Source organism: Isoalcanivorax pacificus W11-5 (genome assembly GCF_000299335.2).
Classification (GTDB): domain Bacteria; phylum Pseudomonadota; class Gammaproteobacteria; order Pseudomonadales; family Alcanivoracaceae; genus Isoalcanivorax; species Isoalcanivorax pacificus.
Window position 1 is genome coordinate 2438270 of record NZ_CP004387.1, and the last position, 26153, is coordinate 2464422.

22 protein-coding genes are annotated in these 26153 nt (G+C 65.0%); 7 read left to right on the forward strand and 15 right to left on the reverse strand.

The annotated features are described in order from the left end of the window. The first annotated feature begins 42 nt into the window (after positions 1-42). Entirely contained in the window at positions 43-1770 is a 1728-nt protein-coding gene (gene dauA, locus S7S_RS11050) for a C4-dicarboxylic acid transporter DauA (protein ID WP_008737222.1), read from the forward strand. Between the two features lie 5 nt (positions 1771-1775). On the opposite strand, the gene S7S_RS11055 is transcribed toward dauA, so the two are convergent. Beyond that, complete coding sequence (locus S7S_RS11055; RefSeq protein WP_008737220.1) at positions 1776-2216, reverse strand: PaaI family thioesterase; 441 nt, start codon at positions 2214-2216, stop codon at positions 1776-1778. An 81-nt stretch (positions 2217-2297) separates the two neighbouring features. Between S7S_RS11055 and S7S_RS11060 the strand changes: the two genes are divergently transcribed. From S7S_RS11060 to S7S_RS11080, 5 genes are all read left to right on the forward strand, one after another. Further along, a complete protein-coding gene (locus tag S7S_RS11060; RefSeq protein WP_008737218.1) occupies positions 2298-2906 on the forward strand; it encodes a TetR/AcrR family transcriptional regulator in 609 nt (202 codons plus the stop codon). A gap of 76 nt (positions 2907-2982) precedes the next feature. Further along, complete coding sequence (locus S7S_RS11065) at positions 2983-3381, forward strand: OsmC family protein (RefSeq protein WP_008737216.1); 399 nt, start codon at positions 2983-2985, stop codon at positions 3379-3381. A gap of 29 nt (positions 3382-3410) precedes the next feature. Continuing rightward, positions 3411-4268 (forward strand): pirin family protein, encoded by an 858-nt coding sequence (locus S7S_RS11070; RefSeq protein ID WP_008737214.1) that lies wholly within the window; start codon positions 3411-3413, stop codon positions 4266-4268. A 13-nt stretch (positions 4269-4281) separates the two neighbouring features. Then, complete coding sequence (locus tag S7S_RS11075) at positions 4282-6108, forward strand: monovalent cation:proton antiporter-2 (CPA2) family protein (protein WP_008737212.1); 1827 nt, start codon at positions 4282-4284, stop codon at positions 6106-6108. 21 nt (positions 6109-6129) lie between these two features. Then, positions 6130-6732: an NADPH-dependent FMN reductase gene (locus S7S_RS11080; RefSeq protein WP_008737210.1), complete on the forward strand. Its 603-nt coding sequence runs from the start codon at positions 6130-6132 to the stop codon at positions 6730-6732. Between the two features lie 28 nt (positions 6733-6760). On the opposite strand, the gene S7S_RS11085 is transcribed toward S7S_RS11080, so the two are convergent. The 3 genes from S7S_RS11085 to S7S_RS11095 all read right to left on the reverse strand — a co-directional run bounded on the left by S7S_RS11085 (position 6761) and on the right by S7S_RS11095 (position 9256). Then, entirely contained in the window at positions 6761-8485 is a 1725-nt protein-coding gene (locus tag S7S_RS11085; RefSeq protein ID WP_008737208.1) for a potassium channel family protein, read from the reverse strand. Between the two features lie 6 nt (positions 8486-8491). Further along, positions 8492-8875, reverse strand: coding sequence for a DUF6394 family protein (locus tag S7S_RS11090; RefSeq protein ID WP_008737206.1), 384 nt, complete (start codon positions 8873-8875; stop codon positions 8492-8494). 81 nt (positions 8876-8956) lie between these two features. Beyond that, complete coding sequence (locus tag S7S_RS11095) at positions 8957-9256, reverse strand: DUF1244 domain-containing protein (protein ID WP_008737204.1); 300 nt, start codon at positions 9254-9256, stop codon at positions 8957-8959. 71 nt (positions 9257-9327) lie between these two features. On the opposite strand from S7S_RS11095, the gene S7S_RS11100 reads away from it, so the two are divergent. Then, complete coding sequence (locus S7S_RS11100; RefSeq protein ID WP_008737200.1) at positions 9328-9729, forward strand: DCC1-like thiol-disulfide oxidoreductase family protein; 402 nt, start codon at positions 9328-9330, stop codon at positions 9727-9729. Here the strand turns inward: S7S_RS11100 and S7S_RS11105 are convergent, their stop codons facing one another. The 11 genes from S7S_RS11105 to S7S_RS11155 form a co-directional block, all read right to left on the reverse strand. Next, the gene (locus tag S7S_RS11105) at positions 9730-10143 is read right to left on the reverse strand and encodes a PaaI family thioesterase (RefSeq protein ID WP_035204647.1); all 414 of its coding nucleotides are present in this window, start codon (positions 10141-10143) and stop codon (positions 9730-9732) included. A 295-nt stretch (positions 10144-10438) separates the two neighbouring features. Next, on the reverse strand, positions 10439-11515 hold the full coding sequence (locus S7S_RS11110; RefSeq protein WP_008737194.1) for an OmpA family protein: 1077 nt from the start codon (positions 11513-11515) through the stop codon (positions 10439-10441). 147 nt (positions 11516-11662) lie between these two features. Continuing rightward, positions 11663-19255, reverse strand: coding sequence for an MBG domain-containing protein (locus tag S7S_RS11115; RefSeq protein WP_008737192.1), 7593 nt, complete (start codon positions 19253-19255; stop codon positions 11663-11665). Positions 19256-19362: 107 nt separating this feature from the next. Beyond that, positions 19363-19887: a phage tail protein gene (locus tag S7S_RS11120; RefSeq protein ID WP_008737190.1), complete on the reverse strand. Its 525-nt coding sequence runs from the start codon at positions 19885-19887 to the stop codon at positions 19363-19365. Positions 19888-19899: 12 nt separating this feature from the next. Further along, on the reverse strand, positions 19900-20397 hold the full coding sequence (locus tag S7S_RS11125) for a phage tail protein (protein WP_008737189.1): 498 nt from the start codon (positions 20395-20397) through the stop codon (positions 19900-19902). 21 nt (positions 20398-20418) lie between these two features. Further along, on the reverse strand, positions 20419-20922 hold the full coding sequence (locus tag S7S_RS11130) for a phage tail protein (RefSeq protein WP_008737186.1): 504 nt from the start codon (positions 20920-20922) through the stop codon (positions 20419-20421). Positions 20923-20935: 13 nt separating this feature from the next. Further along, a complete protein-coding gene (locus S7S_RS11135) occupies positions 20936-21361 on the reverse strand; it encodes a DUF6916 family protein (protein WP_008737182.1) in 426 nt (141 codons plus the stop codon). A gap of 29 nt (positions 21362-21390) precedes the next feature. After that, positions 21391-21717: a DUF6916 family protein gene (locus S7S_RS18875; protein WP_008737180.1), complete on the reverse strand. Its 327-nt coding sequence runs from the start codon at positions 21715-21717 to the stop codon at positions 21391-21393. Continuing rightward, entirely contained in the window at positions 21714-22229 is a 516-nt protein-coding gene (locus S7S_RS11145; RefSeq protein ID WP_035204700.1) for a GNAT family N-acetyltransferase, read from the reverse strand. The genes S7S_RS18875 and S7S_RS11145 overlap by 4 nt, the downstream gene beginning before the upstream one ends. Positions 22230-22701: 472 nt before the next feature. After that, entirely contained in the window at positions 22702-24864 is a 2163-nt protein-coding gene (locus tag S7S_RS11150; RefSeq protein WP_008737175.1) for a 3-hydroxyacyl-CoA dehydrogenase NAD-binding domain-containing protein, read from the reverse strand. Between the two features lie 32 nt (positions 24865-24896). Then, positions 24897-26108, reverse strand: coding sequence for an acetyl-CoA C-acetyltransferase (locus S7S_RS11155; protein WP_008737173.1), 1212 nt, complete (start codon positions 26106-26108; stop codon positions 24897-24899). Positions 26109-26153: the final 45 nt, after the last annotated feature.

Genomic DNA, 26153 nt, shown 5'->3' on the forward strand with positions numbered 1-26153 from the left:
CGTACCGCGCACCGTTCCGGCTGCCTGCCCTGGGGGATATTGATGGCCGACCGTTCGCACCTCACTTCGTTGCGCTTTGCCAGCGCCCTGACCGCCGCTTGCCTGAAAGAACCCTATGGCCGTGATCGCCTGCTGCGCGACGTGCTGGCCGGCCTGTCGGTGGGCATCATTGCGATTCCGTTGTCCATGGCACTGGCCGTGGCCATCGGCGTGTCGCCGCAATACGGCCTCTACACCGGCATGATCGCCGGGCTGGTGATCGCGCTGACCGGCGGCTCGCGGTTTTCCGTGTCCGGCCCCACAGCCGCGTTCGTGGTGGTGCTGCAACCGGTGGTGTACCAGTTCGGCCTCGGCGGCCTGTTGCTGGCCACGCTGATGGCCGGTGTGATCCTGGTGCTGATGGCCGTGGCACGGCTCGGGCGTTTTATCGAATACATCCCCGAACCCGTGACGCTCGGTTTTACCGCCGGGATCGCGATTGTCATTGCGACGCTGCAATTGCGTGATTTTCTTGGCCTGCAGGTGACCGACCTGCCGCCACACTATCTGGAAAAACTGGCCGCGCTGGCAACCTCCCTGCCGACCCTGCACTGGCCCAGCCTGCTCACGGGTGCGGTAACGCTGGCCGTGCTGATCGGCTGGCGCCGCCTGGGCAGCGCCGTGCCCGGTCACTTGCCCGCCGTTTTCGCCGGGGTCGCTGTATCGCTGTTGCTCAGCCAGGCCGGGCATCCGGTCGACACCATCGGCAGCCGCTTCAGTTTCATCCTGCCGGACGGCAGCACCGGCGCCGGTATTCCGCCGTTTTTCCCCGCCTTTGAACTGCCCTGGCAATGGCCGATGCCGGACGGCGGCAGCCTGTTGAATCTGGACACGCTGCGCGCGTTATTGCCGGCCGCCTTTACCATCGCCATGCTCGGTGCGATTGAATCGCTGCTGTGCGCAGTGGTGCTCGATGGCATGAGCGGCCGCCGCCACAACGCCAACGGCGAATTGCTGGGCCAGGGCCTGGGCAATCTGGCGGCACCCTTCTTTGGCGGTTTTGCTGCCACGGCAGCATTGGCCCGCTCGGCCGCCAACTTCCGTGCCGGCGCCACCTCGCCCGTGGCAGCCATGGTGCATGCGCTGGTACTGATGGCCGCTGTGCTGTTTCTGGCGCGCTGGCTGAGTTACCTGCCGATGGCCACGATGGCGGCATTGCTGTTGCTGGTCGCCTGGAACATGAGCGAAGCCCACAAGGTGCGCGAGTTGCTCGCCCGGGCACCAAAGCAGGACGTGCTGATCCTGCTGGTCTGCCTGTCGCTGACAGTGCTGCTCGACATGGTGATCGCGATTGCCGTGGGCATTGTGCTGGCGTCGCTGCTGTTCATGCAGCAGATTGCGGCCATGACCCGCATCAGCGATGTCAGCAGCCAGCGCAAGCTGGTAGGCGAGACGCCGCTGCCGGAGGGCTGGCGCCTGATCAAGATTTCCGGGCCGCTGTTCTTCGCTGCGGCGGAACGGGTGTTCGACGAACTGCTGGAACAGTGTCCCGGTCAGCGCGGCCTGATCCTGTACATGGACGGCGTTCCGCTGCTGGACGCCGGGGGGCTGAATGCGTTCCTGAAGTTCGCTGACCTGGCCGCGCGCGAAGGCACTGAAATCGTGGTGGCCGATCTGCAGTTCCAGCCGCTGCGTACCCTGGCCCGCGCCAGTGTGCAGCCGCGACCGGGGCAACTGCGGTTTACCGGCACCCTGGCCGAGGCGCTGGAAACGGTCGGCCAGGCGGCGTAAGCGGTTTATTCGCCCGACCGCAGGATCATGCAGGTGGCGGTGGCAAACGCGTACAGCACGCCGTTGTCATCGCGGATATCGCCTTCGGAAATCACCAGCCGGCGGGTGACATTGATCACCCGCCCTTCTGCACGCAACGTCCTGCCGAACGGGATGGCCTTGCACATCTTCACGTTCAGTTCGATGGTGCCGTAGCTTTCCCCTGCCCCGAGCGCGGTGTGCGTGGCGCAGCCGGTGACCGAATCCAGCACCGTGGCAGCAAAGCCCCCGTGTACACCGCCCAGCGGGTTGGTATGTGTTTCGTTGGCCGTGGCCAGGAACACCACCCGGTTTTCTTCCACGGTATCGACCTCCATCGGCATGGTGACGGAGATCGGGGGACGCGGGAATGCGCCATTAGCAAATGCCTGCATGATCTGCAGGCCGGTCATTTCACGGGGGTTCATTGCGGGACTCCTGGGCAACATGGCCGGACGGGCCGGTGGGGGTGTATCATGACTGGAAAATTGTTCTAGAAGATTATTCTAATGACAAAGCTGACGTCAACCGAACGGCACCGGCAGATCATCGACGCCGCCCTGCGCTGCTTCGCGGAGCACGGCGTGGAAGCCACCACCATCGACATGATTCGTGCCGCCTCGGGCGCCAGTGTCGGCAGCCTGTACCACCGTTTCGGCAACAAGGAAGGGCTCGCCGCCGAGGTGTACATTGCCGGCCTGCGTGATTTCCGCGCGCGGCTGGCGCAGGCCACCGATGCCGCCGGCACCGCCCGCGAGGCCGTGGCCGCCATCGTTGGCGCCAATATCGACTGGATCAGCGCACACCCGGACTGGGCGCGTTTCGTGTTCAATCATCGCGTGGTGCTGTCGCAGGCAGACCGCGAGGCGGAATTCAGCGCCGAAGTGGCCGACGCCAACAAGCGACTGTGGCAGCGCTTCTACAGCCTGCCCGGCGCCGCGGCACTGTCGTCCCGCGACAGCGGCCTGCATCATTCCCTGCTGGCCGGGCCGGTGCACGATTATGCCCGGCAATGGCTGGAAGGCCGCCGCAAGCGCTCGCCCGCTGCCCTGCGCGAGCTGTTCGTCCGGGCCGGCTGGGCTGCCATGCAGGCCTGCGGTGCCACGGACCCGCACTGACTCCCTCGCCCCGGCACTGGACGCCCGCGACAAAAAACGCGACGCTTTCGGGCAACCCCACCGACACGGATTCCCCATGACTGTTGAACTGCACAAGGACGAGACGGGCAGCTACCGTCAGCGTCTGCGCATTGATGAACACACCCTGTTCGCCGACGTCACCCGTGAACTGGGCGGCGACGGCTCTGCACCGGACCCCCACGATCTGTTCGATGCGTCACTGGCGGCCTGCAAGGCCATCACCGTCATGATGGTGGCGCGGCGCAGAAAAGTGCCCCTGGACAGCATCGACGTGGTCATCGAACGCGACAGCAGTGAGGAACAGCGCGGCCATTACCGGCTGGCCGTGAACCTGCACTTCAATGGCGACCTGGATGACGACGCCCGGCAAAAGCTGCTGGAGATCGCCGACAAGTGCCCGGTACACAAACTGATGACGCAGACCGAGATTCATATCGACACCCGTCTCGGTTGACCGCCGGACGCTCAACAGAGGGCACCCTCATGCCGCAACTGATCCGGCCCCATCAGCGCGATATTGGCTTCAGAGTGCAGCGCCTGCTGCCCGCCGCCGTGCAACAGCGCGTCGGCCCCTTCATTTTCTTCGACCACATGGGCCCGGCGCATTTCGAGGCGCAGACGCACAGCGGCGACGTGCGGCCGCACCCGCATATCGGCCTGGCCACCGTCACCTATCTGTTCAGTGGCGCCATGATGCACCGCGATAGCCTGGGCAGTGTGCAGCGCATTGAGCCCGGCGCCATCAACCTGATGACCGCCGGGCGTGGCATCAGCCATTCGGAACGGATTCCCGACGACATCCGCGACAGCCAGGCCGTGGTCGAAGGCATCCAGACCTGGCTGGCGCTGCCGCTCGAGGACGAGGAATGCGCGCCGGCGTTTGTGCATCATGCGGCCGATACCCTGCCGCTGCACGAAGCCCCCGGCGTGGTGGCGCGCGTGCTGCTCGGCGAAGCCTTCGGGCGGGTGTCGCCGGTGCAGACGGCATCCCCCACGGTCTATGTGGACCTGCAACTCGAGGCCGGCAGCTCGCTGACGTTGCCGGCACGACCGGATCAACTGGCGCTGTACCTCGCCCAGGGCACGCTGGACGTCAACGGCGAAGCGCTGCCGGTGAACCACGTGCTGTTGCTGGACGACCAGCGCGAGATCACCCTGAACGCCGGCAGCGACGCACGCTGCCTGTTGTTCGGTGGTGAGCCGCTGCCGGGCGAACGGCACATCAACTGGAACTTCGTCTCGTCGCGTCGGGAAAGGATCGAGGCCGCGCGGGAAGACTGGCAGAACGGCGATTTCCCCATGGTGCCGGGCGAAAGCGAACGCATCCCCCTGCCACGCTGATCAGGAGCGCAACATGGCGGTAGAAAGTTACGCCCGCGAACTCATGCCGATGGTCGCCCTGCTCGGCACCGGCATCGTCGCGGTGACCCTGTTCAAGCGTCTCGGGCTCGGCTCAGTGCTGGGCTATCTGGCCGCCGGGTTGCTGATCGGGCCCTTTGGCCTCGCGCTGTTCACCGACCCCGGGGCGATATTGCATATCGCCGAACTCGGCGTGGTGATGTTCCTGTTTCTGATCGGGCTGGAAATGCAGCCGTCGAAACTCTGGTGCATGCGCCAGCAGATCTTTGGCCTGGGTGTCTTGCAGGTAATGCTCTGCGGCGCCCTGCTCAGCGGGCTGGGCCACTATGTGTTCGGCCTGTCGCCGGTGGTATCACTGATCGCGGCGATGGGCTTTACGCTCTCCTCCACCGCGATCGTGTTCCAGGTGCTGGAAGAGGAAGGCACCATGTCGACGCCCGCCGGCCAGCGCACGGTGTCGATCCTGTTGCTGGAAGACCTGTCGATCGTGCCGCTGCTGGCGCTGGTGGCGTTCCTGTCGCCAGGGCATGCAGACCCGGACAGTTCACGGCTGATGGCGGTCATCACCGGTGTCGGCGCCATCGCCGCCATGGTTGTGGCCGGCCGCTGGCTGCTGAACCCGCTGTTCCGCACGCTGGCCAATGCCCGCGCCCGGGAGCTGATGACCGCCGCCGCGCTGTTCATTGTGCTCGGCGCGGCGCTGTTGATGGACCTCAGCGGCCTATCCATGGCCATGGGGGCGTTCCTGGCCGGTGTGCTGCTGTCCGGGTCCAGTTTTCGTCACCAGCTGGAAACCGATATCGAACCCTTCCGGGGCATTCTGCTCGGGCTGTTCTTTGTCGGCGTCGGCATGTCGCTGGACCTGTCGCGGGTGGCGGCTGACTGGCAACTCATCCTCTCCGGCGTGATTGCGTACACGGCGGCAAAATCCCTCGGTATTTATCTGGTCGCCCGCGTCACCCGCAGTGATCACCGCGAAGCCCTGCACCGTACCGCACTGCTCGGCCAGGGCGGCGAGTTCGCCTTTGTGCTGTTCGCGGCGGCCAGCCAGTCCGGGCTGTTCGATGCCAACGTGAATGCCACGTACACCGCCATCGTGATCCTGTCGATGGTGCTGACACCGGTCACCCTGCTGCTGTTGCGCCGCCTGGAAACCCGGCCGGCACCGTCGCTGGAAGGCGTCGAGGCCCCGGAGAATCTGTCCAGCGGCATGCTGATCATCGGCTTCGGCCGCTTCGGCCAGGTGGTCAGCCAGACGCTGCTGGCGCGCAATGTGGACGTGACCATCATCGACGTCGATCCGGACCAGATCCGCGACGCCACCCGGTTCGGTTTCAAGGTCTACTACGGCGACGGCACGCGCCTGGATGTGCTGCACGCCTGCGGCGCCGAACGCTCCCGCGCCATTGCGGTATGCGTGGACAACGCCGACGCTGCCAGCCGCATTGCCCGGCTGGTGCGGCATGAATTCCCGCTGTGCCAGTTGCTGGTGCGCGCCTACGACCGCCGCCATGCGCTGACACTGATCCGCGACGACGTCGATTTTCTGGTACGCGAAACCTTTGAATCGGCGCTGGTATTCGGTGACGCAGCGCTGCGTGCCATGGGCTTTGCGGAGAACGATGCCGCCGACACCGTGGAAGAAGTGCGCCGGCTGGATGCCACGCGCTTTGAACTGGAAACCGCCGACGGCGGCCTGGAGGCTGGCCGTGGCCACACTTTCGGCAACCTGCCGCAGACCGCGCCGCTGGTTCGCCCGCAACACGCAGGCAAGACGCTCAACGACGAAGCCGCCGCACTGGTCGGCGACGAACCCTCCTGAATGCATGACCGGAGCAGATAAATGGCCGATACTCTCCATGTTCCCCACCCTCCCCGCATTCTCGCCTTTGCTGCCAGCACCCGCAGCGCCTCCTTCAATCGCCGGCTGGCGCGCGTCGCCACCGAATGCGTGCGCCAGGCCGGCGGCGACATCACGCTGATCGAGCTGAAGGATTATCCGATGCCGTTGTACGAAGGCGACCTGGAAGCCGCCGAAGGCATTCCCGAACAGGGCAAGCGCCTCAAGGCGTTGCTGGCCGAACACCAGGGGCTGCTGGTCGTGTCTCCCGAATACAACGGCTTTATCACGCCGCTGCTGAAAAACACGCTCGACTGGCTGTCACGTCCGGACGGCGACCAGGACGGGCTGGCGCTGTTTCGCGACAAACTCGCGCTGGTGTTGTCCGCCTCCCCCGGCGCCCTCGGTGGCCTGCGCAGCCTGACGCTGGCGCGGCAGTTACTGACCAACCTCGGTGTAATGCTGATGCCGGATTCCTTGGCCGTGGGCCGGGCGCACGAAGCATTCGGTGACGACGACACACTGAAGGATGCGCGGCAACAGGCAAAGCTGCAGGGCATGGCGGCAAAATTCGTCACCACATTGCAGACGCTCAACCCCCGGTAACCGCCGCGCCGGGGCTGGCGCCGCCTGTTCAGACTTCCGGCGTGGCGGCAGCCCGTTCCCGGCGGCGTTTCGCCAGGCGTCGCCAGATCCAGCCGTCCGGGTGCTGCTCGCCGTTGTGGACGTAGCGCAATACGCTCAGGTGCGACACGTTCCAGCTCATCAGGTCCAGCGCCCGTTCGGTACCGCAGAACAGGACCCGATCGCCCATTTTCAGCCTGGTGCCTCCGGCTGGCAGCAATTGCCACTCACCTTCCCGCTCCAGGAGCAGCGGAATCGCATCAAGCTGGTTGTCGCGGTTACGCGGATCGCGGCACAGGGTGTCGAGCATGATCGGTTCGTCCAGCGTCAGTGCCATCGCCACCGCCGGTGCCCGGTTCTTGCTCACGCGCAATGTCCAGCTTTCCGGTGTCAGGGCGTCACAGCCCTGGCGCATGCGCAGGGCCAGTGCGCGGTTCCATTCGTTGCCCTGCTCGCCCGCCTGTTCCAGGAATTCCTTCAGCAGCGATGCCCCCAGCACGGACAGAAAGCGGCTGGCGATGATGTAACTGGTCTGCACGGCAAGCGCCACATCGGCGGCCTGGAACAGCGCGCGATTGTGCAGCCGGTTTTCCTGCGCTACCTGATAAATGTCCGGGTTGAGCGCACGCGCGGTCATGATGATCGACAGGTTGTCGGCGTCATCCTCCGTGCCGGCCACCAGCGCACTGGCGCTCTCGATGCCGGCGGCACGCAGGGTCACCGCCTCGGTGCCCTTGCCCTCGATAGCGCCCGGCGGGCAGCCTTTTTCCCGGGCATTTTCAACGACCAGCGTGACTTCGATACCGCGCGAGGTCAGTGCGCGATAGACCGCGCGCCCAAAGCGTCCGTAACCGCAGATGATCCAGCGCCCCTGCGGCGGTACCGGGCGTTCCGGCAGCGGGTAATCCGGCAGGGAGGTCAGCCAGTCGTACACGCGGTGGCTGTCCGGCTCGAAAATACCCATCAATAGCCGGTGGGCAAAATCCTGGTACGGGTTCACCACCAGGTCGGTGCCGAACGACAGCATGTTGTCCACCGTTGCCAATGCGTCGGCGCGGCAGAACACCTTGATCTTGCTGTTCAGCAACTTCACCGTGATCGCGACTTTCAGGTTGGCATGGTCATCGTCGGTCACCGCCAGCACGCCGGCACACCAGCGGTGCTGCAGGCCGGCCATGAGCAGGTTGTCGGGAATTTCCGCGTCCATGCAGAACGCCGGCACGTAGACACCCAGGTCACGGGTACGCAGGTCTTCGACGTTGTGCGGGTCCTTGTCGACGATCACCACGCGACGGCCACGGTTGAGCAGCGAACGTGCCAGCAGCCGGCCGGTGTCGCCGTAGCCGCAGATGATATAGAACGGCTCGTTGAAGCTGCTCATGCTGCGTTGCAGGCGCGCCATCAACAGCGCCTGGCGGAAGCCGGTGTCCTGCAACAGGGAAATGATGGTACCGACCGAATACAGCCAGGCAAATACCGTCATGTAGATGCTGGCCATGGTCCACAGCCGCTGCGCATCGGAAAACGGATACGGCACTTCGCCGAAGCCGATGGTGCTGCCGGTGTAACTGACCACGTAGAACGCCTGGAAAATGCTCATGTACCAGACGTTGCCCTGGTCATCGACACCGGGCATCAGCGTGAAACCCAGCACCGCTACGCCGTAGACGCCGATCAGCACCGCCAGCGGCACACGCATGCGCCGCAGCAGCAACGGGACGACCGAGCGGATCATCAACGGTTACCGGTGCAGGCTGGCGGTCTCGACCACCAGCAACACCGCCGACACCAGATTGGCCAGCAGCGCACCACCGGACAGCGAGACGATGCTCGCCATCACCGCCGGCGTCAGGCCGACGTCGGTGACGTGGACGGCAATGGTCCACACCAGCGCCGCAGCAATCAGTTGCAGATCGGCCACCAGGCTGGCCGCCAGCAACACCGCCCCGATCTGGGTGCGCTCGCCGAATTTCAGCGCCGTGGCGATCAGGCTGACGATGATGGCGGCGAACAGTTCATAGACATTGTGATGATGCACATTGTCGATTTCGCCAAGAAAGAAACCGAAATTCAGGGTCAGGGCCAGCAGGATAAAGAAGCCGAACACGACTTTCTCAAGATTCATCACGCATTCCTTGATCGGTTATCCGGTGACGACGAGGGTGTGGTTCCGCCGAGACTACCAGCTTGCGGCGCCAGCGCAACGTCAGTCCTTGCTGGCGAACGCGGCCAGTTGCTCCGGCGTCGCTTCACGCTGATAGCGCGCTTTCCATTCGGCATAGGGCATGCCGTAGATGCGTTCGCGGGCGCCGTCGCTGTCCAGCGTGACGCCCTGCTCCTCTGCGGCGGCCGCGTACCACTTTGACAGGCAGTTGCGGCAAAAGCCGGCCAGGTTCATCAGGTCGATGTTCTGTACGTCGCGGCGGCTGTCCAGGTGTGCCAGCAGGCGGCGGAAGACGGCGGCCTCGATGGCCTGCTGCGTGTCGGGCGGGAGTTCGGTGGGCATGAGGTGCTCCGGTCTGGCGATGATGTCCTATGGTAACCTTGGCGCCATTGAATACCATCCCGGGCACATCCATGCAGAAAATCTATCTGGTCTACGACACCGAATGCCCCGCCTGCGATCACTACTGCCGGCTGGTCCGGATTCGCGAATCGGTCGGGGAGCTGGTGTTGGTGGATGCCCGTGAACCGGGGCGCCTGATGGACGAGATTACCGCCGCCGGTCTGGATATCGATCAGGGCATGGTGCTGAAACTGGATCATCAGCTTTACTACGGCGCCGATGCGATCCACATGCTGGCGTTGCTCGGCTCGCCGTCGTGGGTGTTCAACCGTTTCAACCGCTGGCTGTTCGGCTCGCGTCACCTGTCGCGGGTGCTCTACCCGCTGCTGCGGGCCTGCCGCAATCTGCTGCTGAAACTGCTGCGCAAGACCCGTATCAACAATCTCGGCCTGACAGGCCGCGACCGCTTCTGATCAGGCCGGGCGCGTGATCACCGCCAGGGTCACCGTAGCCTTGGCCACCAGCTTGCGCGGCACGCCGTCACTTTCAGCCCAGACTTCGGATTCGACCACGGTCAGTGTGCGGCCGGGTTTGAGCACGCGTGCTTCACACACCATGCGCTCGCCCTGCGCCGGACGCAGCAGGTTGAGTTTGTATTCCGCCGTCAGCACCATCTGGCCCGGCGACAACAACGTGGCCGCCGCCGCGCCGGCGCTGTGATCCGCCATCGTGCCGAGCACGCCGGCATGGATGAAACCATCGTGCTGCTGGTGATCCGGCCGGCACACCAGCCGGGTGGTGATTTCCCCCGGCGCGACGTGCTCGGCCTGCATGCCAAGTGCCCGAATAAAAGGCGCCTGCTGAGGGCCTGGCCACACTATATTCATTGGCCCTGTTGAGGCTGAAAAAACGCCGATCAAGGCGCAAGGAGGCGAGTTTGGTGGCGCCAAACGACTGACGAGCAACGCGGAGCGGCGCTTTTTCAGCCTCAACCCGAAGGGCTGACCCTGTTTGGCCGCCCGACCGCGTTAGCTTCTGCTCATGTGGGCCCGCCACACTACGCATCAGCTGCCTTGCCGGGCGGCCAAACAGGGTCAGCAGGGCCAATGAATATAGTGTGGCCAGGCCCTGACCCGTTGTGCTTCATCCAGTGATTGCATGGGACATGCTCCGACGTCGCTCTCAGGGCAGCAATGTTACCTCGACCCGGCGATTGAGACGACGGCCTGCCAGCGAATCGTTGTCCGCACGCGGCGTCTGGCTACCGTGGCCGGCCACGGTCACCTGGTCAGGCTCGACACCACCTTCGAGCAATACGGCGCGCACATTCTCGGCGCGGCGCAACGACAGCGCCCGGTTGAATTCCACCGGGCCGGTGGTATCGGTGAAGCCGTGCACTTCCACCCGCGCCTGCGGGTTGGCCTTCAGCCAGGCGATGGCCTCGTCCAGCTCGCCTGGCGGCACGTCAGCGCTGCCCAGTTCGAAGTGAATGCTGGCCACAGTGGGGGCTTCCCGCGTCGGCGCCAGAGCCGGAGCGGACTCGACGACCGGCTCGGGTTCAGCCTTCGGTGCCGGAACAGGTTCTTGTGTCTGGACAGGCTCTTGTGTCTGGACAGGCTCGGGGGCCGGTTGCCGTACCGGCGGTGCCTGGGTGGGCAGCACCGGCGCACGCCGCGCTGCCGGTTCGCCGAAGCGGTACACCAGACCCAGCGAGAACAGATCAGTGTCTTCCTCCGGCACCACATAGTGATCCCAGCCCAGGCGTGCAAACCAGTGGCTGGCGATATGCCGTTCCACGGCCAGACCCAGCACGGGATCGGTGCCGGTCAGGTTGCCGCTGTCGCTGCCCAGCGCATATTCCATGTCCCAGCGCGCTGCCCCGGCACGGGCCAGCAGGTGCCACGTTTCGCTCATGGGGTAACGCGCCACCAGCGCCAGTTCCCAGAGGTCGCCGGAGACCGGCGCGATCTCCGCCAATTGTTTTGCCGAGGCGATGCCGACACCACTGAAATCCAGGCTCATTTCACCCAGGCTGGTATAGCCGCCTTCAAGCGCCATGAATTCGAGGAACTGATAGCCGGCGTAGGCCTTCCAGCCGGTGCGTTCCGTGTCCGAGACACGCCCGCTGCCCCCCAGGCCAGCCGCAGCCAGACGATCATTGATGTCGCTGTCATCCACGGCAGTACGCGCCTGCCCGATGCCGGCCCCCAGATACAGCTCGCCCGCGTTCGCCACAGGTGCCGCCAGTGCCAACAGCATCGCCATTCCCAGAAGACGACCGCGAGCGCCCCGCGATGCTGACTGCCATGTATTGCGCATTACATGTTTCCCTTTCCCGATGCGACCAGCAAGGCCGCAACTGATCATGATCGGGCCGTCACCCTTGCAGGTGACGGCGCAAGCGATTTATCGGCGACGACGCAGCCCCAGCAGCGACAGCAGGGCGAGCAACAGGCTGCCTATTGCACCGCCGCTGCCCACTTTCAATGTCGCATCCGTGATACGGAACTCCGCCTCGGCCACCGCCGACACATTCAGGCCGACTTTGTAGGCCACCACTTTCAGGGTGGTGGTCTCGGTCAGCAGCAGATGCGTGTTGTTCGCCACTTCCGTGCCGTGGGTCGCGGTGGGCGTACTGCCGTCGGTGGTGTAGCGCAGCATCGCGTCCGGCGTGGTGCTTTCCAGGCGCACCTGCACGCCACCGGCATAGGTGCCGGCCGGCGGTGTAAAGCGCGGCGTCTCGGCATCCACGGCGGCTTCCAGCACCAGTGCACACGGCGTGAGGCAATCCGGCACCGGTACCACGAGCGTGCGGTAATCCACCGCCGACACTTCCAGGCTGTCGTCCGCGCCCACCACCGTCGGCGGGGCAATCAGCGTAAAGGCACCCAGCGCATCGGTCGTGGCCAGGAAGCGGCCCTGATCGTCTTCCAGCGGCAGCGCGTCACTGCCGCCGCTGGCGCGCAGCAGCGTGATGCTGGCGCCGGCAATCACTTCGCTGAGCGGGCCGCTGACGCTGCCCTGATACAGCACGGACTGTTCGGCACGCAGGCTGGCCTCCCCGTCCGGCAGGCCACTGGCGCTGCCGGTCAGGATCACGTCACGGCTGGCCGCCAGGGTGTCGAGCAGGCGCAGGCTGAACACGGCCGGGTTGCCGAGCGCGCTGTCGTCCTCGGCCACGACAGAGGGCTGCGCCAGGTCCAGGCTGTCCGCCGAATCCGGTTGCAGCGTGATCGACGTGCCTGAGGGCGCGCCGGTCACCGCAACAGCGGTCTGGTTACGGTCGGCGTCACGGCTGAGCAGTACCAGCCGCTGTACAGAGACGCGCAGCGGCACATCAATACTGATCGTCTCGTGCCAGCCGGTGCTCTGGTCGGTGACGGTGATGTCGTAGGTGCCGGCAAACGCCCCGGTGGACGGCGCGTTGAAGCTGTAGTCACAACTGGCCAGGCCACAGGTGAGTGTTTCACCGTCGGTGAAACCGGCCGGCCCGCTCACATCAATGGCGTAGCTGCCGCCTTCGCCACCGGCGATCTCGATGCTGCGGCTGCCGCCGGCCTGCACGGGGCCGCCTTGCGGATCAATGACGGAGAGCGGCGGGTAGACGACCACGATGATCTCTTCCCAGTCGCTCGCCAGATGGGTGGCGCTGCCGGGGAAACGTGCCCGCAGTGACAGGCTGCCCACCGTGTCGGCAACACGCTGCAACAGCGCGGTGTCACCCGTGAGCGCCGCACTGTCGAAGGGCTGCCAGGCGTCACCGTCGTGACGTTCAAAGACGATATTGCCACTCGGCAAGGCACCACTGGCGCTGACCACGGCGGTCACGGTGTAGCTCTCGCCCACCGCCACGGGGCCGTTCTGCGACAGGCTGACGCTGGTGGTCAACGGCAGGTTTTCCAGCGCGAAGCTGTCACTGCCGTCAAGGCCGGTGGCCTGCACGACCACCTCGTAACTGCCCACCACGCCATTGGCCGTGACCGGCAGGGAGGCCTGGCCACTGGCGTCGAGCGTCGCCTGCTGGGCTGCCGGGTTGAGGCTGGCGCCCGTCAGCGGTGCCTGGAAGTCCAGGCGGCCGCCCGCGACGGGCTCGCCGGAGGCGCTGGCCACGCTGGCCACCAGCGGCGCATCGAAAGCGGCATCAATGGGCGCGCTCTGCTCATCCCCGCTGACCAGCGTGAGCGTAAAGCCCCGCGACTGGATCGCCCCGGCATCACACCGGGCCACACGCCCTACGCCGCGCTGATCGACGCCCATGCAGAGGCCGGTGTGACCGGCGCCGATGGCCGCGCTGCCCGGCAGCAGGGCGTAATACGCCAGCTCACCCTGCTCATTGACGGCAGACAGCAGCGGATCACTGTCCAGCGCACCCAGATCACCGAAACTGATCAGCGAGCCGGTGACATCCGTGCCGGCCGGCGCGCCGACGACCAACTCACCGGCCGCAGTAGCACCAGCCGCCACCGTGTTGATCAACTCCAGGCGGCTCTGTGCCGGCACCATGTGAAGCGCCGTGCCGGACGGCGCATTGTTGTCCATCAGCGTGACGTGCCGCAGGGACAGCAGGCCGTTCAGGGTGCCACCACCGGACAGGTCGTAGACGCCGTTATCCGAGAACGATATCGCGCCGCCCTGCAGGGTGGCGGTGTTCTGGGCCAGCGTGACGTTCTCCAGCCACACATTGAACAGCGGCGCCGCCTGGTCAGGCCGCTCGAAGCGCAGCGCGCCACCTTCGTCCGCCTGGTTGCCGGTGGCGGTCACGTTGCGCAGCACCGCCCGGTTGGTGTCGGGACCGGTCACGGCCACCGCGCCACCCTGCTGCACGGCAATGTTGTCGCGCAGCTGGACGTTCTCCAGCGTCAGGAAGGCGTTGTTCGCCAGCACCGCACCGCCCTGCCCGGCGCTAAAGCCGTCTTTCAGGATCAGGTGGCGCAGGAGCAGTTCGCCGGTTTCGATACGGAACAGGCGATGGCTGCCGCCGCCGTTGATTTCGATATCGGCGCCTTCGCCGTCGATCTGCAGGTTGCTCACCAGCAGTTCCGTTCCCGGCTGGATCGCGGTGCCGTCACGGCAGACCAGATCCGCCTCGAAGCGCACGGTATTGCCCGCCACGGCATCGGCCAGCACGGTGACCAGCGCACCGTCACCGGTATTGCCGCACTGCGTCACGGTCCATTCGGCGTTGGCGGTGGCGACGACGTTGAAGCTCCGGGTCACGGAGGCCGGGGTGTAATTGCCGTCGCCGGACTGGGACGCCGTCACCGTCACCGGGCCAGGGCCGGTCAGTGTCAGGGTGTCGCCGTCCAGCGTGGCGCGGCCGCTGTCCAGCGTGAAGGTGGCCGGCAGGCCGGCACTGGAGGTGGCCGACAACGTCAGGGTGACCGGGCTGCCCGGGTAATCCTGGTCCGCCGGCTGCGGGAAGGTGAGTGTCTGCGAGGCCAGATTGACCACCAGCGTCTGTGTGGTGCTGGCCGGGTTGTAGTCCTCGTTGCCCACCTGGCGTGCGGTGATGACGGCCGTGCCCGCACCTTCGATGACGGCGGTGCTGCCGCTGATGCTGACCACGCTGGTGTCGTCACTCTCGAAGGTGACCGGCAGGCCGGCATCACTGCTGGCAGTGAGCGCCAGCGGCGCATCACCGAAGGTGGCCGGGCCCGGCGCGGTAAAGGTGATCACCTGGTCGCGCTTGTCGATGGTCAGTGTCTGGCTGACAGGCGTGGCGGCGTTGTAGTTCCCATCCCCGGCCTGCTCGGCGGTGATCGACGTGCTGCCCGCACCCACTATGGTCACCTGATCGCCGCTGACCGTGGCCACGCTGGTATCGCTGCTGGTGTAGCTCACGGCCAGCCCGGAGCTGGCGCTGCCACCCAGGCTGAAGGCGGCGTCGCCCACGGTGCGGTTCGCCAGCGGATCAAAGGAAATGCTCTGGTCGGCTTTTTCGATCACCAGCGTGCCGGTGTTGCCACCGGTATAGAGCGGGTCGGTGATGGTCACCGCCACGGCATAGCTGCCGGCGTCGGTGGGCACCGTCGCGGCGCCGTCGTAGGTGATGTCGACGCTCAGCCCCACCGGCTCGGTGACCACGGTCACCGCACGCGGTGTGCCGTCGTACACCTGGGTCAGGTCGTTCAGTTGCACGGTGCCGGCACCGGCTGCCACCACCTGGGCACGCACCACGTCGGTGGCGGCCAGATAGTTGGCATCGCCGGCCTGGCTGGCCGTGATATGGGCTGTGCCGACGCCCGTGAATGTAAGGGTGTTGCCGCTGACGCTGGCCACAGACGGGTCATCGCTGGCGAAGGTCACCGCCAGGCCGCTGCTGCTGGTCGCGCTCAGGGTCACCGCTGCATCACCGTAGGTGCGTTGCGGCAGTGCATCGAAGGTGATGGTCTGGCTGGCCTGGCCAATCACCAGAGTGCCGTTGGCACTGCCCTGGTAATTCGCTTCGTTGACAGTCGCCACCACCGCGTAGCTGCCCACGTCAGTCGGGGCGCTCGCCGCGCCGTCGTAGGTCACGTCCACGGTCAGGTCGGCAGGCGTGGTGGTCACGGTGGCGGCCTGGGCGGCGCCGGTATAGGTCGGCGTCAGATCAGAGAGCGTCACGGTGGCTGCGGCCTTGTTCACCACCAGCGTCTGGTCGACATCGGTGGCCGGCAGGTAATCGTCATTGCCGGGCTGGCTGGCCGTGATGGTGGCGCTGCCCGCGCCGACGATGGTCAGGGTGTTGCCGCTGATCGTGGCGACACTGCTGTCGCTGCTGGCGTAGCTCACCGGCAGGCCCGCATCGCTGCTGCCTGTCAGGGTCAGCGGTGCATCGCCGAAGGTGACCGGGGCCAGCGCCGCGAAGGTGATCGTCTGGCTGGCCTGGTTCACCGTGAGCGTCTGGCTGACCGGTGTGGCGGCGTTGTAGTTGCCGTTGCCGGCCTGCCCGGCAGTGATGGATGTCGTCCCCGCACCGACCACGGTGACCTGGTTGCCGCTGACGGTAGCCACCGTGGTGTCGCTGCTGGTGTAGCTCACCGTCAGGCCGGAGTCGGCACTGCCGGCCAGCGCAAACGGCGCATCCCCCACCGTGCGCTCGGCCAGGGCGGCAAAACTGATGCTCTGGTCGGCCTTGCTGACCACCAGCGTGCCGCTGGCACTGCCGGTGTAATTGGCGTCGGTGATGGTGGCAACCACCGCGTAACTGCCGGCATTGACCGGCACGGTGGCGGCGCCGTCATAGGTCAGGGACACCGCCAGGCCCGCCGGCGTGGTGGTGGCGGTGGCGGCACGCGCCGTGCCGTCGTACTGCTGTGCGAGGTTGCCCAGCGTGACCGTGGCCGGTTGCCGCGCCACGGTGACCACCTGCGTCAGGGAGGTGGCGGCACTGTAGTTGGTGTTGCCCGCCTGCGATGCGGTCAGCGTCGCTGACCCGGCGCCGACGATGGTCAGCACGTTGCCGCTGACCGTGAACACATCGGTGTCCGAACTGCTCAGTGTCACCGGCAGGCCCACGCTGGAGGTGGCCGTCACGGTCACGGCCGGATCACCGAACGTGAGGTTCGTCGGCGGTGTCCAGCTCAGCGTCTGCGGTGCCTGCTGCACGATATGGTTGGCCGGGGCGGACTCGCTGCCCCGGTAATCCGCATTGCCCGGGAAGGCGGCGCGGAAAGCATGGGTGCCTGCGTTGTAGCTGTCACCGTCCAGCGTAAACACGGCGCTGTAATCGTTGATCGCCTGGGAAGCGGCCGTCACCCAGGCGGTGCCGTTGTAGTATTCGAGAATCATGTTGCCGGCCGGCGACGGCCCCGGCGTGGTCAGTTCGGCGGCAATCTGGAAATCCGTGCCGTACACACTGCTGCCCACGGTAATGCCCGTGGCCGTGCGGTAGAGCACCTTGACCGGATCGTCGGCGTCATCGCCCGCCGCGTCGCCACCGCCCTGCACCGTGACGGTATTGATCAGCGACGTCGCGGCGTTGTCATCCACGGTCACCGTGACGATCACCGGCGGGTAGCTCGCGCCTGACGCCAGCAGGTCGTTGCGGGTACAGGTGGCGGTGGCCAGCGTACAGCTCCAGCCGGTGCCACTGATCGCAGTAGCCGTCAGCCCCGGCGGCAGAGTGTCCACCAGGGTGACCGCACCCGCGGCGGGGATGGTGGGGCCGTCACCGATGTTCTGTACATCGACGGTGAACGTCGCGCCTGTCTGTCCTTGATAGAAATCGCCGCTATGGGATTTGCTCACCGACAGTTCCGGTGGCGGGACGACGGTAAAGGTGAAGCTGTGCGTCCGCTGGCGCTGCTCGCCGTTGTAGCTGCCAGAGATACGCAGCGTGACGTCAGTGCTGCCCCACTCGCCCGGCGCCGGTGTCATGGCCAGGCTGCGCTCGGCGCCCGCGCCACTCAACACGAGATTGACCAGCGGCACCAGGGTGGGATTGGAGGACGCGATGACCTCCACCGTGACACCGCCTGACAACGTCACGTCACCCACCTGAAAATCCACATCGACGGTGGGAACGCCCACCAGCTGGCCCAGCACTTCCTGATCCGGGATCAGCGTCATGGTCGGGTGCGCTTCATACGCGCCGATATCCGGCAGCGCCACACCACTGCCGGCGGCGATCAACTGCCGTGGCCAGCCGCGCTGGTCGGTGGCGGGCAGGGTGCCGGAATCCAGCCCGGCGTCCAGCGCCGGGCTGCCGTTGTCCAGCGCGTGGGTGCGTGTCCACCCATGGTAGTCAGCCAGCGGCAGCAGGCGCGCATCGGCCACGTCGAGCTGGTTGCCATTCACCCCATCGGCCAGCCCCGTGGCCACACCGGGGCCAAACAGGTTGTGGGCACTGGCGGGCGCCAGCGGTCCGCGTGCGTTGTCCGCCACCGTTCCGGTGCCGCCCAGGTTATCGGCCACCAGCGTATTCCGCAGCACGGTCGGCGCCAGGTCAGAGACCACATGCAGGCCGCCGCCCTGTTCACCGGGGGTGCCGTAGGTTTTCGCGGCGCGGTTGCTGGCCACTGTGACGTGCAGCAATTCCGCACCGGCACCCCCGAGCGGCGCCAGGCGCAGGCCACCGGCGCTGCCATCGGCTTCGTTGCCGGAGAAGGTGCTGTTGATAATGCTGACCGTGCCGGTGTAATCCGACACACCGAGGCCGCCGACCTGGCCGCCCGTGCCGCCAGACTGCTCTGCACGGTTGCCCGCCACGGTGGTCCGTTCGATCTCCACGCTGGTCGACATACCCGACAACAGCGCGCCGCCGTAACCCTGCGCACGGTTGTCCTCGATGACGACATCGGTCAGTTCCACTTCCGGTGTTTCCACCACCACCAGCGCACCGGCGGCGCCGGACGGGAAGCCGTCTTTGACGACGCGGTTATTGCGGAAGACCGATTTTGAAATGCTGACCCGGGCACCAAAATACGCGGCAATGGCGCCGCCGTTGCCGCCGGCCATGGCCACCGCATTGTCGGCAAACACGCTGTTGTAGATCGTCAGGGTGCCGTTGTTCTCGCCGCCGACGGTATCTTCGCCGTCCCAGTCGATGGCGCCGCCATAGAGCGAGGTGGTGTTGTAGCCGTGGCGAACCGTCAACGCGGCAAGGTAGGTGTCGAAGCTGTTGTCATAATCCGGATTGATCAGCATGACCTGACCATTGCCCGGCTGGAATGCCTCATTCCCCGCCTGCAAAATGGTCTGTGAAGGGTCGCCCTCCTGATCGCCGCTGCTGCCAATCAGGCGAATATTGCGGCGCAACTCGAGCGGTGTACTCAGCGTATAAGTGCCAGCCGGGATGGCGACGGTAATGACCGCAGGGGCGCCATCGTCCATGGCATTGGCTTCATTGATCGCCGCGCGCACGCTGCACAGCCCCGCTGTGGCACAACTGGTGCCCGTCGTCGTGTCATCGGTGGTGTTCACATTGAACGTCAGGTCCGCCTGCGCCAGTGCGCTGACGCACCACAGCAGCGTACCGAACAACGCTGTCAGCCACTGTCCCCGGACAGCCTTGCACACTGACGGGCGTCCTGCCCCGATGATTGCCGCATCCATGAATTCACCCCGAAAAAGAATATTGTTGTTTACCCGCCGCCCCTGCGGCACTCGACAAAGCCCGTCAAACATCAGGTCCGTGGCGGGAACACCCCTTGCAGCGCAATGCAGAAATAAACCCCCAGATACGGCTGCCGGTTGTTATGCGGCAGGCTGCCACCGGTCGGCCCCAACGCGTTGGGCGACATCTCGGTGTCCGGCGCGGCAGCGGTGTACGCCACGGCATTCGCCCGGCGATCACCTGTCCAGACGTTACCCGAGGGTGACAGCGAGGTCGGCGAGGCCTGCGCTGCCGACAGTGTGTGCACATGCGCCGGGATTTCGGTGGTCAGCAAGGTGACCGAAGACTGGCCGCCCTGCTCGCCCAGGTCATACAGCGACAGACCTGGCGCCTGCCCGGGCTGCAGCGGCGTCCGGCCCTGCAGGTCCGGCAAGGCAAAGTTGCTTTTACCGTCGCCACCATAGGTGGTGCCCAGCAGCGAAAAGAGCGCCGTGTTCTGCGACAGCGGCAATATCTGGCCATCGCACCAGGCCCAGCCTTTCGGTGCGAAATTGAACGGGAACATGCGGATTTCTGCGACAAAAGGATCAGCCATGTGCTCGCTCTCTCAGTTGGGGCTGGGGAAAATGCCCTGCAGGGCAACGCAGAACGATAGGGTCAGCGACGGCTGCATATTGGTGTGCGCCTGACTGCCGCCGATATTCGACACCAGTGAATTGGACAAGCCGGTGTTGGCATCGGCCCGGAACATGTTTTCCGACGTGCGCGCCCAGGTCTTGCCGGCCGGGCTGCGCTCGGTGCTGACGCCGGAATGCACGCGTACCGCATGGCCGTGCGCCGGCAGTTCCGACAGCGACAGCGTGACCTCCATCGCCCCGCCCCGCTGCCCGAGCGTGACGTCGCCGCCGACATGCACCGGCACCCGGGCACGCATGTCCGGCAGGGCAAAATTGACGCGCCCGTCGCCACCAAAGGTGGTGCCCAGCAGGGAAAACAGCGCCTGGTTCTGGTTGATGGGCAGCAACTGTCCGTTGCACAGCGCCCAACCCTTGGGTGCGAACACGAACGAAAACATCCTGAATTCTGAAAGGAATGGCTCTGCCATGACCGCCTGCTCCGTCGCTTGTCAGGTCGGGCTCGGGAAAATCCCGAACAACGAGATGATGAAATTCAGCCCCAGATAGGGCATGCGGTTTTCATGGGGCTGGCTGCCACCGGTCTGCTGCACCAGGTCATTGCGCAGCGCGACCAGGGGTGCCCCCGCAGCGGCATAGCTGGGCGAGGGCCCCGCCGCCCAGACGTTGCCGGCCGGGGTGTTGGACGTGCCTTCCAGCGAACTCGCCGAGGGAAAATGGCGGTGCGGCGGTATCTGGTTGACCGTCAGGGTCACCTGTTCCACCCCGGTCGTTTCCGCCAGGATAAAACCGTTGCCCTGATGCATCGGCAGCCGGCCACGCATGTCCGGCAGGGCGAAGGTCGAAAAGCCGTCGCCGCCGTAGGTCGTGCCGATCAGTTGAAACAGGGTTTCATTTTCGGAGATCGGGAGTAACTGCCCATCACAGAACATCCAGCCCGCCGGCGCGAAGTTGCCGGCGAAGAGGCGAATTTCCCCTACATAGGGTTGCGCCATGTCTTACCCTCCCTCACACGGCCGGCGGCGTGTTCGCCACCAGCAGGTGGCTGAACGCCGCGGAATAAAACTGGTGTACACCGTCATCACGCCCACCCTGCAGAAACAGCGCCATTTCACCGAGCGTGCGGTGCGTGAGGCGGCGCATGCCGTCCCCCAGATTGCTGCCCGCCGGCAGGGCAAACGTCAGCAGGAACTGTTCCAGCGACGGGTCCATGGTGTTGTCCACCAGGCTGACAAGCTCGGCATCGACCGAACCGTAGAGCGGGTGCTCGACATAAAACACGTCACCCTCGCGGCCACGAAAATGGCGCGCGCGCCCGATCGGCTCGTTGGCCGAGACCGGCGCCGGCGCCCCCTGGCTACCGCCGCCCCCACCACAGGCACTGAGCACCACCGGTGTGGCGATCAGGCCGGCAATAAAGGTTCGTCTTTCCATGCTGCCCCCGTTTCAGATCGCTGGATCTGTCATGTACCTGCTGGCTCGGTCGGCTCCGGATAACTGAAGACCGCCTCGTATTCGATCAAGTCGCCACGTTGCCCGACGGGCACCAGAAACACCGGCGTTTCGCCAAGGGTGTCGTGGGTCAGCAGAAACGTGGCCTGCACCAGCGGCTGGGCCGCCGGCGCAGTGAACAACAATGCAAACTGCACATAGCCCGACCGGGCCGGGCTTTCCGTGACCTGCTCCAGCAACAGCGGCACGCACACCTCGCCCGCCGTGCTTCGCACCCGCGTGACAAATGTACTGCCACAGGCCGCATGAGCCTGCGCCAGTGTCAGCAGATCGCTCATGAGGCACTCCGGCGGGCCGCTTGCGGGTACCAGACCATGCGCGCATGGGCCGGCGCGCTCTGGCCGTCCAGTTGAAAACCGAACTGCGCATAGAAACGGGCCAGATCGGCGCGGTCACTCGCCACACTCAGGGAAACCGGGGTGTTGATCTGCTGTGCCACGGACTGCACGGCCTGAATCAGCGTCTGGCCGTAACCGTGGCCGCGTGCGGCGGGAATAAAGGAAATATCGACGATATGTACCGTGCCACGGCTGAAGTCGAGGATCAGCCGGCCAATACGGTCATCATGCAGTCCGACGACGAAATGCATGGCTTCCGGAAAGTCGGTGCCATAGCTTTCGGTCTGGGCGCGAAACTGGAGTTCGATCAGGCATTCGGCGAGGTCACGGTCCGGCAGGATACGCAGGTCGTCGCGGGTGGAGCTGTAGAGCGACGCCAGGAACGCGGCATCCCCATCATTGGCCGGCCGCAGGGACAATCCCCCGGGCAGGCGAACACCAGCGGCCAACATATCCTTTCCCCCGAAAATGATGGCCATATGGCTGCAGACTTCTTGTGGTCCGCAGCATGAAAAATGACCGATCACGGCTAGGCGCGCAAGATATCAGCACGCTCACGCCACTGTCCATCTTCACGCCGCCCCTTTCCCCCTTCCCAGGACATGCTGGACGACAGGACAAAAAAAATGGCGTCATGATCACAACGTGAGACAAACGGTCTATAGGGCTTTGGCAAAGCTGGCGCCCCCTGATTTTGGTGTCCGACGCGCCTTATTGGGTCTGACGTCTGACGTCTGACGTCTGACGCTAAAAGCGCTTGATATCCGATGCAGGCAGCACCGCATCGCTATTGGCAGACTCGTTTGATTCGGGTTTGGCGTCAGACGTCCGACGTCCGACGTCCGACCCTGTTTGTCACGCCAATCCGCGATGAACAAAAAAAGCCCGCCGGTCGGCGGGCTTCTCGTCACGCAGCATCCAGACTTACTTGAACACTTCGCCTTTTTCCGCTTTTTCCACCAGCAGCTTCGGCGCGGTGAAGCGATCACCGTACTTTGCTTTCAACGCGTCGGCACGCTGCACGAAACCACGCAGGCCACCCTCGTACTGGTTCATGTACTGCATCACGCCGCCGGTCCAGGCCGGGAAGCCGATGCCGAAGATGGAGCCGATGTTAGTGTCGCCGACAGATTCCAGCACACCCTCTTCGAAGCACTTCACGGTTTCGATCGCTTCGGCAAACAGCATCCGCTCCTGCATGTCCTGGAACGGGATTGTCTGATCGCCACCGAAGGCGTCTTTCAGGCCCGGCCAGATGTGCGGCTTGCCGTTTTCCGGGTACTCGTAGAAGCCGGCACCGTCGAGTTTGCCCGGCCGCTTGAACTCGTTGACCATGCGATCCATCACCGCCAGCGCCGGATGCTTGATCGGCTCCTGGCCAGCGGCCTTGGCCGCGGCTTCGTATTCACCGGCAATCTTCAGTGACAGCTTCATGTTGATCTCGTCCATCAGCTTCAGCGCGCCGACCGGGTAACCGGCCTGGGTGGCGGCCTGCTCGATGGAGACGGGGCTGATGCCCTCACCGACCATGACAATCGCTTCGTTGATGAAGGTACCGATCACACGGCTGGTGAAGAAGCCACGGGAGTCGTTGACGACAATCGGGGTCTTCTTGATCTGCAGCGTGTAGTCGAACACCTTTGCCAGCACTTCGTCGCTGGTGTTCTTGCCACGGATGATTTCCACCAGCGGCATCTTGTCCACCGGGCTGAAGAAGTGGATACCGATAAAGTTCGGCTGGTTCTTCACGCCCTCGGCCAGGCCGGCAATCGGCAAGGTAGAGGTGTTGGAGCCGAGCACGGCGTCCGGGTTCACCACGTCTTCGATTTCCTGGAATACCTTGTGCTTGAGTTCGGTGTTCTCGAACACCGCCTCGATCACAAAGTCCACGCCGGCCAGGTCTTTGGCGTCGGCCGTCGGCGTGATGCGCGCCAGGATTTCCTCTTTCTTCTCCTTGGTCATCTTGCCCTTGGAGACTTCTTTGTCGAGCAGCTTGCGCGAGTAGTCCTTGCCCTTCTCGGCGTTTTCCAGCGACACATCCTTGAGCACCACTTCGGCGCCGGAACGGGCGGTGACGTAGGCAATGCCGGCGCCCATCATGCCCGCACCCAGCACGGCCACTTTCTCGGCCTTGTACTTCGGCACATCTTTCGGACGGCTGGCACCGGCGTTGATGGCCTGCAGGTTGAAGAAGAACGCGGTGATCATGTTCTTCGCCACCTGGCTGGTCACCAGTGACACAAAATAGCGGCCTTCGATGGTGGAGGCGTTATCGAAATCCACCTGCGCGCCTTCCACGGCCGCCGACATGATCGCCAGCGGCGCCGGGTAATTGGCACCCTTGATCTGCTTGCGCAGGTTGGCCGGGAACGCCGGCAGGTTCATGGCAAATGCCGGGGTCTTCGGATCGCCGCCCGGAATCTTGTAGCCCTGCACATCCCACGGCTGTTGCGCCTTCGGGTTGGCCTTGATCCAGGCGCGCGCCTTGGCCAGCATGTCGTCGCGGTCGTCCGCCAGTTCGTGGATCAGGCCCACGGACTTGGCTTTCTCCGCCTTCATCCGCTGGCCTTGCATCAGCACGTTCATCAGCGCGTTCTGGATGCCCAGCATGCGCACCACACGGGTGACACCGCCGCCGCCCGGCAGCAGGCCCAGGGTCACTTCCGGCAGGCCGAACTGTGCCGACTTGTCGTTGATGGCCACGCGGTAATGGCAGGCCAGGGCGATTTCCAGACCACCGCCCAGCGCGGTGCCGTTGAGCGCCGCAACGACCGGCTTGCCCAGGGTTTCGATGACACGCAGCTGGCGCTTGATCTCGGTCACCCCGGCCAGAAAGCGCTCGGCGTCTTCCTGTTTGGCTTTCAGCAGGTCACGCAGGTCGCCGCCGGCAAAGAAGGTTTTCTTCGCAGAGGTGATGATGACACCGGCGATGTCGTTCTTTTCCTTTTCCAGACGCTCGACCACGGCCGCCATGGAACGGCCATACAGCTCGTTCATGGTGTTGGCGGACTGGTTCGGATCATCCAGCGTCAGCGTCACGATGTTGTCCGCGTCTTTTTCCCAACGGATGGCTGTTTGTTCACTCATGCTTTTTCTCCGGATTCGTTCAACGCGGCTTTTTACAAACGCTCGATGATGGTGGCGATACCCATGCCGCCGCCCACGCACAGGGTGCACAGGCCGTAGCGCAGGTTGCGGCGCTCCAGCTCGTCCAGCACGGTGCCCAGGATCATGGCGCCGGTGGCGCCGAGCGGGTGGCCCATGGCAATCGAACCGCCGTTCACGTTGACTTTTTCCGCCGGCAGGTTGAGGTCTTTCATGAAACGCATGGCCACGGAGGCAAACGCTTCGTTGATTTCGTACAGGTCGATCTGCTCGGCGGTCAGGCCGGCTTTCGCCAGGGCCTTTTTCGCCGCCGGGGCCGGCCCGGTGAGCATGATGGTGGCGTCGGCACCGCTGATGGCGGTGGCGACCACGCGGGCACGCGGCGTGATGCCGAAATCCTTGCCCACTTTTTCGTTGCCGATCATCACCAGCGCGGCGCCGTCAACGATGCCGGAGGAGTTGCCGGCGTGGTGTACGTGGTCGATCTTTTCGATCCAGTGGTATTTCTGCAGCGCCACGGCATCGAAGCCCCCCATCTCGCCCATCATGGCGAACGAGGGTTGCAGCTTGCCGAGGGATTCCGCAGTGGTGCCGGCGCGGACGTGCTCGTCACGGTCGAGTACCACGACACCGTTCTGGTCTTTTACCGGAACCACGGATTTCGCAAAGTAGCCTTTTTCCCAGGCTTCCGCCGCGCGGCGCTGGGATTCGGCGGCGAAGGTGTCCACGTCTTCACGGGAAAAGCCTTCGATGGTGGCGATCAGGTCGGCGCCAATGCCCTGCGGCACAAAGCCGGTGCGGTAGTTGGTCACCGGGTCCATGGCCCAGGCACCGCCGTCAGAGCCCATCGGAATGCGGCTCATGGATTCCACACCACCGACCAGCACCAGGTCATCCCAGCCGGAAGCGACTTTCTGCGCGCCGGTGTTCACGGCTTCCAGGCCCGAGGCGCAGAAGCGGTTGAGCTGGTAACCGGCCACGGTGTCCGGCAGGCCGGCGGCCAGCGCGGTGGTCTTGGCGATACAGGCGCCCTGGTCACCGACCGGGGTCACGACGCCGAGCAGGATGTCGTCGATCCGGTTCGGGTCCATGTTCGGGAAACGGGCCTGCAGCTCGTGGACCAGGCCCACGGTCAGGTCCAGCGGCTTCACCGTGTGCAGGGAGCCGTCTTTCTTGCCCCGGCCACGGGGGGTGCGAATCGCGTCGTAAATATAGGCTTCGGTCATGGAGAGGGTCCTTTCGCCTTCGTCTCAGCAGGATGATGTCGGTCG

What these genes read in the sequence shown, in the direction of transcription:
- dauA (WP_008737222.1), top strand. Translation starts at nt 43, where the DNA reads ATGGCCGACCGTTCGCACCTCACTTCGTTGCGCTTTGCCAGCGCCCTG.
- S7S_RS11055 (WP_008737220.1), bottom strand. Translation starts at nt 2,216, where the DNA reads ATGAACCCCCGTGAAATGACCGGCCTGCAGATCATGCAGGCATTTGCT.
- S7S_RS11060 (WP_008737218.1), top strand. Translation starts at nt 2,298, where the DNA reads ATGACAAAGCTGACGTCAACCGAACGGCACCGGCAGATCATCGACGCC.
- S7S_RS11065 (WP_008737216.1), top strand. Translation starts at nt 2,983, where the DNA reads ATGACTGTTGAACTGCACAAGGACGAGACGGGCAGCTACCGTCAGCGT.
- S7S_RS11070 (WP_008737214.1), top strand. Translation starts at nt 3,411, where the DNA reads ATGCCGCAACTGATCCGGCCCCATCAGCGCGATATTGGCTTCAGAGTG.
- S7S_RS11075 (WP_008737212.1), top strand. Translation starts at nt 4,282, where the DNA reads ATGGCGGTAGAAAGTTACGCCCGCGAACTCATGCCGATGGTCGCCCTG.
- S7S_RS11080 (WP_008737210.1), top strand. Translation starts at nt 6,130, where the DNA reads ATGGCCGATACTCTCCATGTTCCCCACCCTCCCCGCATTCTCGCCTTT.
- S7S_RS11085 (WP_008737208.1), bottom strand. Translation starts at nt 8,485, where the DNA reads ATGATCCGCTCGGTCGTCCCGTTGCTGCTGCGGCGCATGCGTGTGCCG.
- S7S_RS11090 (WP_008737206.1), bottom strand. Translation starts at nt 8,875, where the DNA reads ATGAATCTTGAGAAAGTCGTGTTCGGCTTCTTTATCCTGCTGGCCCTG.
- S7S_RS11095 (WP_008737204.1), bottom strand. Translation starts at nt 9,256, where the DNA reads ATGCCCACCGAACTCCCGCCCGACACGCAGCAGGCCATCGAGGCCGCC.
- S7S_RS11100 (WP_008737200.1), top strand. Translation starts at nt 9,328, where the DNA reads ATGCAGAAAATCTATCTGGTCTACGACACCGAATGCCCCGCCTGCGAT.
- S7S_RS11105 (WP_035204647.1), bottom strand. Translation starts at nt 10,143, where the DNA reads ATGAATATAGTGTGGCCAGGCCCTCAGCAGGCGCCTTTTATTCGGGCA.
- S7S_RS11110 (WP_008737194.1), bottom strand. Translation starts at nt 11,515, where the DNA reads ATGCTGTTGGCACTGGCGGCACCTGTGGCGAACGCGGGCGAGCTGTAT.
- S7S_RS11120 (WP_008737190.1), bottom strand. Translation starts at nt 19,887, where the DNA reads ATGGCTGATCCTTTTGTCGCAGAAATCCGCATGTTCCCGTTCAATTTC.
- S7S_RS11125 (WP_008737189.1), bottom strand. Translation starts at nt 20,397, where the DNA reads ATGGCAGAGCCATTCCTTTCAGAATTCAGGATGTTTTCGTTCGTGTTC.
- S7S_RS11130 (WP_008737186.1), bottom strand. Translation starts at nt 20,922, where the DNA reads ATGGCGCAACCCTATGTAGGGGAAATTCGCCTCTTCGCCGGCAACTTC.
- S7S_RS11135 (WP_008737182.1), bottom strand. Translation starts at nt 21,361, where the DNA reads ATGGAAAGACGAACCTTTATTGCCGGCCTGATCGCCACACCGGTGGTG.
- S7S_RS18875 (WP_008737180.1), bottom strand. Translation starts at nt 21,717, where the DNA reads ATGAGCGATCTGCTGACACTGGCGCAGGCTCATGCGGCCTGTGGCAGT.
- S7S_RS11145 (WP_035204700.1), bottom strand. Translation starts at nt 22,229, where the DNA reads ATGTTGGCCGCTGGTGTTCGCCTGCCCGGGGGATTGTCCCTGCGGCCG.
- S7S_RS11150 (WP_008737175.1), bottom strand. Translation starts at nt 24,864, where the DNA reads ATGAGTGAACAAACAGCCATCCGTTGGGAAAAAGACGCGGACAACATC.
- S7S_RS11155 (WP_008737173.1), bottom strand. Translation starts at nt 26,108, where the DNA reads ATGACCGAAGCCTATATTTACGACGCGATTCGCACCCCCCGTGGCCGG.